General features: G+C 44.7%; 9 protein-coding genes. All 9 read right to left on the bottom strand.

Annotation, left to right across the window (positions count from 1 at the left end; all coding sequences use genetic code 11):
- Nucleotides 1-257 (bottom strand): Minor spike protein (locus LDN30_RS16655; protein ID WP_029791841.1); only part of this gene is annotated, 257 nt, incomplete at its 3' end.
- An 8-nt stretch (nucleotides 258-265) separates the two neighbouring features.
- Complete coding sequence (locus tag LDN30_RS16650) at nucleotides 266-793, bottom strand: hypothetical protein (RefSeq protein WP_000487867.1); 528 nt, start codon at nucleotides 791-793, stop codon at nucleotides 266-268.
- A gap of 110 nt (nucleotides 794-903) precedes the next feature.
- Complete coding sequence (locus LDN30_RS16645) at nucleotides 904-2,187, bottom strand: major capsid protein (RefSeq protein WP_000065572.1); 1,284 nt, start codon at nucleotides 2,185-2,187, stop codon at nucleotides 904-906.
- A gap of 36 nt (nucleotides 2,188-2,223) precedes the next feature.
- A complete protein-coding gene (locus tag LDN30_RS16640; RefSeq protein WP_000033471.1) occupies nucleotides 2,224-2,340 on the bottom strand; it encodes a phage DNA packaging protein J in 117 nt (38 codons plus the stop codon).
- Nucleotides 2,340-2,798, bottom strand: a complete 459-nt coding sequence (locus tag LDN30_RS16635) for a scaffolding protein D (RefSeq protein WP_000084700.1) — start codon at nucleotides 2,796-2,798, stop codon at nucleotides 2,340-2,342. The genes LDN30_RS16640 and LDN30_RS16635 overlap by 1 nt, the downstream gene beginning before the upstream one ends.
- Nucleotides 2,795-3,034: a phage DNA packaging protein C gene (locus tag LDN30_RS16630; protein WP_016670801.1), complete on the bottom strand. Its 240-nt coding sequence runs from the start codon at nucleotides 3,032-3,034 to the stop codon at nucleotides 2,795-2,797. Before LDN30_RS16630 ends, LDN30_RS16635 begins: the two co-directional genes overlap by 4 nt.
- The gene (locus tag LDN30_RS16625) at nucleotides 2,967-3,119 is read right to left on the bottom strand and encodes a hypothetical protein (protein WP_435988044.1); all 153 of its coding nucleotides are present in this window, start codon (nucleotides 3,117-3,119) and stop codon (nucleotides 2,967-2,969) included. Before LDN30_RS16625 ends, LDN30_RS16630 begins: the two co-directional genes overlap by 68 nt.
- Nucleotides 3,052-4,620 carry a replication endonuclease gene (locus tag LDN30_RS16620; protein WP_001134933.1) on the bottom strand — a complete coding sequence of 523 codons (1,569 nt, stop codon included), beginning with the start codon at nucleotides 4,618-4,620 and terminating at the stop codon, nucleotides 3,052-3,054. The genes LDN30_RS16625 and LDN30_RS16620 overlap by 68 nt, the downstream gene beginning before the upstream one ends.
- A 36-nt stretch (nucleotides 4,621-4,656) precedes the next feature.
- Nucleotides 4,657-5,513, bottom strand: an 857-nt coding sequence (locus tag LDN30_RS16615; RefSeq protein ID WP_223930251.1) for a hypothetical protein, incomplete at its 5' end; no start/stop codon positions are given.

Below are 5,513 nucleotides of genomic sequence, written 5' to 3'. Positions count from 1 at the left end.
CCTTCAAGAAGTCCTTTACCAGCTTTAGCCATAGCACCAGAAACAAAACTAGGGACGGCCTCATCAGGGTTAGGAACATTAGAGCCTTGAATGGCAGATTTAATACCAGCATCACCCATGCCTACAGTATTGTTATCGGTAGCAAGCACATCACCTTGAATGCCACCGGAGGCGGCTTTTTGACCGCCTCCAAACAATTTAGACATGGCGCCACCAGCAAGAGCAGAAGCAATACCGCCAGCAATAGCACCAAACATAAATCACCTCACTTAAGTGGCTGGAGACAAATAATCTCTTTAATAACCTGATTCAGCGAAACCAATCCGCGGCATTTAGTAGCGGTAAAGTTAGACCAAACCATGAAACCAACATAAACATTATTGCCCGGCGTACGGGGAAGGACGTCAATAGTCACACAGTCCTTGACGGTATAATAACCACCATCATGGCGACCATCCAAAGGATAAACATCATAGGCAGTCGGGAGGGTAGTCGGAACCGAAGAAGACTCAAAGCGAACCAAACAGGCAAAAAATTTAGGGTCGGCATCAAAAGCAATATCAGCACCAACAGAAACAACCTGATTAGCGGCGTTGACAGATGTATCCATCTGAATGCAATGAAGAAAACCACCATTACCAGCATTAACCGTCAAACTATCAAAATATAACGTTGACGATGTAGCTTTAGGTGTCTGTAAAACAGGTGCCGAAGAAGCTGGAGTAACAGAAGTGAGAACCAGCTTATCAGAAAAAAAGTTTGAATTATGGCGAGAAATAAAAGTCTGAAACATGATTAAACTCCTAAGCAGAAAACCTACCGCGCTTCGCTTGGTCAACCCCTCAGCGGCAAAAATTAAAATTTTTACCGCTTCGGCGTTATAACCTCACACTCAATCTTTTATCACGAAGTCATGATTGAATCGCGAGTGGTCGGCAGATTGCGATAAACGGTCACATTAAATTTAACCTGACTATTCCACTGCAACAACTGAACGGACTGGAAACACTGGTCATAATCATGGTGGCGAATAAGTACGCGTTCTTGCAAATCACCAGAAGGCGGTTCCTGAATGAATGGGAAGCCTTCAAGAAGGTGATAAGCAGGAGAAACATACGAAGGCGCATAACGATACCACTGACCCTCAGCAATCTTAAACTTCTTAGACGAATCACCAGAACGGAAAACATCCTTCATAGAAATTTCACGCGGCGGCAAGTTGCCATACAAAACAGGGTCGCCAGCAATATCGGTATAAGTCAAAGCACCTTTAGCGTTAAGGTACTGAATCTCTTTAGTCGCAGTAGGCGGAAAACGAACAAGCGCAAGAGTAAACATAGTGCCATGCTCAGGAACAAAGAAACGCGGCACAGAATGTTTATAGGTCTGTTGAACACGACCAGAAAACTGGCCTAACGACGTTTGGTCAGTTCCATCAACATCATAGCCAGATGCCCAGAGATTAGAGCGCATGACAAGTAAAGGACGGTTGTCAGCGTCATAAGAGGTTTTACCTCCAAATGAAGAAATAACATCATGGTAACGCTGCATGAAGTAATCACGTTCTTGGTCAGTATGCAAATTAGCATAAGCAGCTTGCAGACCCATAATGTCAATAGATGTGGTAGAAGTCGTCATTTGGCGAGAAAGCTCAGTCTCAGGAGGAAGCGGAGCAGTCCAAATGTTTTTGAGATGGCAGCAACGGAAACCATAACGAGCATCATCTTGATTAAGCTCATTAGGGTTAGCCTCGGTACGGTCAGGCATCCACGGCGCTTTAAAATAGTTGTTATAGATATTCAAATAACCCTGAAACAAATGCTTAGGGATTTTATTGGTATCAGGGTTAATCGTGCCAAGAAAAGCGGCATGGTCAATATAACCAGTAGTGTTAACAGTCGGGAGAGGAGTGGCATTAACACCATCCTTCATGAACTTAATCCACTGTTCACCATAAACGTGACGATGAGGGACATAAAAAGTAAAAATGTCTACAGTAGAGTCAATAGCAAGGCCACGACGCAATGGAGAAAGACGGAGAGCGCCAACGGCGTCCATCTCGAAGGAGTCGCCAGCGATAACCGGAGTAGTTGAAATGGTAATAAGACGACCAATCTGACCAGCAAGGAAGCCAAGATGGGAAAGGTCATGCGGCATACGCTCGGCGCCAGTTTGAATATTAGACATAATTTATCCTCAAGTAAGGGGCCGAAGCCCCTGCAATTAAAATTGTTGACCACCTACATACCAAAGACGAGCGCCTTTACGCTTGCCTTTAGTACCTCGCAACGGCTGCGGACGACCAGGGCGAGCGCCAGAACGTTTTTTACCTTTAGACATTACATCACTCCTTCTGCACGTAATTTTTGACGCACGTTTTCTTCTGCGTCAGTAAGAACGTCAGTGTTTCCTGCGCGTACACGCAAGGTAAACGCGAACAATTCAGCGGCTTTAACCGGACGCTCGACGCCATTAATAATGTTTTCCGTAAATTCAGCGCCTTCCATGATGAGACAGGCCGTTTGAATGTTGACGGGATGAACATAATAAGCAATGACGGCAGCAATAAACTCAACAGGAGCAGGAAAGCGAGGGTATCCTACAAAGTCCAGCGTACCATAAACGCAAGCCTCAACGCAGCGACGAGCACGAGAGCGGTCAGTAGCAATCCAAACTTTGTTACTCGTCAGAAAATCGAAATCATCTTCGGTTAAATCCAAAACGGCAGAAGCCTGAATGAGCTTAATAGAGGCCAAAGCGGTCTGGAAACGTACGGATTGTTCAGTAACTTGACTCATGATTTCTTACCTATTAGTGGTTGAACAGCATCGGACTCAGATAGTAATCCACGCTCTTTTAAAATGTCAACAAGAGAATCTCTACCATGAACAAAATGTGACTCATATCTAAACCAGTCCTTGACGAACGTGCCAAGCATATTAAGCCACTTCTCCTCATCCAACGCGTCAGTTTTTGACAGAATCGTTAGTTGATGGCGAAAGGTCGCAAAGTAAGAGCTTCTCGAGCTGCGCAAGGATAGGTCGAATTTTCTCATTTTCCGCCAGCAGTCCACTTCGATTTAATTCGTAAACAAGCAGTAGTAATTCCTGCTTTATCAAGATAATTTTTCGACTCATCAGAAATATCCGAAAGTGTTAACTTCTGCGTCATGGAAGCGATAAAACTCTGCAGGTTGGATACGCCAATCATTTTTATCGAAGCGCGCATAAATTTGAGCAGATTTGTCGTCACAGGTTGCGCCGCCAAAACGTCGGCTACAGTAACTTTTCCCAGCCTCAATCTCATCTCTCTTTTTGCGTTCTGCTTCAATATCTGGTTGAACGGCGTCGCGTCGTAACCCAGCTTGGTAAGTTGGATTAAGCACTCCGTGGACAGATTTGTCATTGTGAGCATTTTCATCCCGAAGTTGCGGCTCATTCTGATTCTGAACAGCTTCTTGGGAAGTAGCGACAGCTTGGTTTTTAGTGAGTTGTTCCATTCTTTAGCTCCTAGACCTTTAGCAGCAAGGTCCATATCTGACTTTTTGTTAACGTATTTAGCCACATAGAAACCAACAGCCATATAACTGGTAGCTTTAAGCGGCTCACCTTTAGCATCAACAGGCCACAACCAACCAGAACGTGAAAAAGCGTCCTGCGTGTAGCGAACTGCGATGGGCATACTGTAACCATAAGGCCACGTATTTTGCAAGCTATTTAACTGGCGGCGATTGCGTACCCGACGACCAAAATTAGGGTCAACGCTACCTGTAGGAAGTGTCCGCATAAAGTGCACCGCATGGAAATGAAGACGGCCATTAGCTGTACCATACTCAGGCACACAAAAATACTGATAGCAGTCGGCGTGTGAATCATTAGCCTTGCGACCCTCGGCAGCAAGAACCATACGACCAATATCACGAAAATAGTCACGCAAAGCATTGGGATTATCATAAAACGCCTCTAATCGGTCGTCAGCCAACGTGAGAGTGTCAAAAACGATAAACCAACCATCAGCATGAGCCTGTCGCATTGCATTCATCAAACGCTGAATAGCAAAGCCTCTACGCGATTTCATAGTGGAGGCCTCCAGCAATCTTGAACACTCATCCTTAATACCTTTCTTTTTGGGGTAATTATACTCATCGCGAATATCCTTAAGAGGGCGTTCAGCAGCCAGCTTGCGGCAAAACTGCGTAACCGTCTTCTCGTTCTCTAAAAACCATTTTTCGTCCCCTTCGGGGCGGTGGTCTATAGTGTTATTAATATCAAGTTGGGGGAGCACATTGTAGCATTGTGCCAATTCATCCATTAACTTCTCAGTAACAGATACAAACTCATCACGAACGTCAGAAGCAGCCTTATGGCCGTCAACATACATATCACCATTATCGAACTCAACGCCCTGCATACGAAAAGACAGAATCTCTTCCAAGAGCTTGATGCGGTTATCCATCTGCTTATGGAAGCCAAGCATTGGGGATTGAGAAAGAGTAGAAATGCCACAAGCCTCAATAGCAGGTTTAAGAGCCTCGATACGCTCAAAGTCAAAATAATCAGCGTGACATTCAGAAGGGTAATAAGAACGAACCATAAAAAAGCCTCCAAGATTTGGAGGCATGAAAACATACAATTGGGAGGGTGTCAATCCTGACGGTTATTTCCTAGACAAATTAGAGCCAATACCATCAGCTTTACCGTCTTTCCAGAAATTGTTCCAAGTATCGGCAACAGCTTTATCAATACCATGAAAAATATCAACCACACCAGAAGCAGCATCAGTGACGACATTAGAAATATCCTTTGCAGTAGCGCCAATATGAGAAGAGCCATACCGCTGATTCTGCGTTTGCTGATGAACTAAGTCAACCTCAGCACTAACCTTGCGAGTCATTTCTTTGATTTGGTCATTGGTAAAATACTGACCAGCCGTTTGAGCTTGAGTAAGCATTTGGCGCATAATCTCGGAAACCTGCTGTTGCTTGGAAAGATTGGTGTTTTCCATAATAGACGCAACGCGAGCAGTAGACTCCTTCTGTTGATAAGCAAGCATCTCATTTTGTGCATATACCTGGTCTTTCGTATTCTGGCGTGAAGTCGCCGACTGAATGCCAGCAATCTCTTTTTGAGTCTCATTTTGCATCTCGGCAATCTCTTTCTGATTGTCCAGTTGCATTTTAGTAAGCTCTTTTTGATTCTCAAATCCGGCGTCAACCATACCAGCAGAGGAAGCATCAGCACCAGCACGCTCCCAAGCATTAAGCTCAGGAAATGCAGCAGCAAGATAATCACGAGTATCCTTTCCTTTATCAGCGGCAGACTTGCCACCAAGTCCAACCAAATCAAGCAACTTATCAGAAACGGCAGAAGTGCCAGCCTGCAACGTACCTTCAAGAAGTCCTTTACCAGCTTTAGCCATAGCACCAGAAACAAAACTAGGGACGGCCTCATCAGGGTTAGGAACATTAGAGCCTTGAATGGCAGATTTAATACCAGCATCACCCATGCCTACAG

This window comes from Prevotella lacticifex, from assembly GCF_019973375.1.
GTDB classification, from domain to species: Bacteria; Bacteroidota; Bacteroidia; order Bacteroidales; family Bacteroidaceae; genus Prevotella; species Prevotella lacticifex.
Note: the sequence above shows the minus strand (reverse complement) of the source record. Positions and strands in the feature narration are given on the sequence as shown.

Coding starts and splice junctions, on each gene's coding strand:
- LDN30_RS16640 (WP_000033471.1), bottom strand. CDS start 2,340: ATGTCTAAAGGTAAAAAACGTTCTGGCGCTCGCCCTGGTCGTCCGCAG.
- LDN30_RS16635 (WP_000084700.1), bottom strand. CDS start 2,798: ATGAGTCAAGTTACTGAACAATCCGTACGTTTCCAGACCGCTTTGGCC.
- LDN30_RS16620 (WP_001134933.1), bottom strand. CDS start 4,620: ATGCCTCCAAATCTTGGAGGCTTTTTTATGGTTCGTTCTTATTACCCT.
- LDN30_RS16645 (WP_000065572.1), bottom strand. CDS start 2,187: ATGTCTAATATTCAAACTGGCGCCGAGCGTATGCCGCATGACCTTTCC.
- LDN30_RS16650 (WP_000487867.1), bottom strand. CDS start 793: ATGTTTCAGACTTTTATTTCTCGCCATAATTCAAACTTTTTTTCTGAT.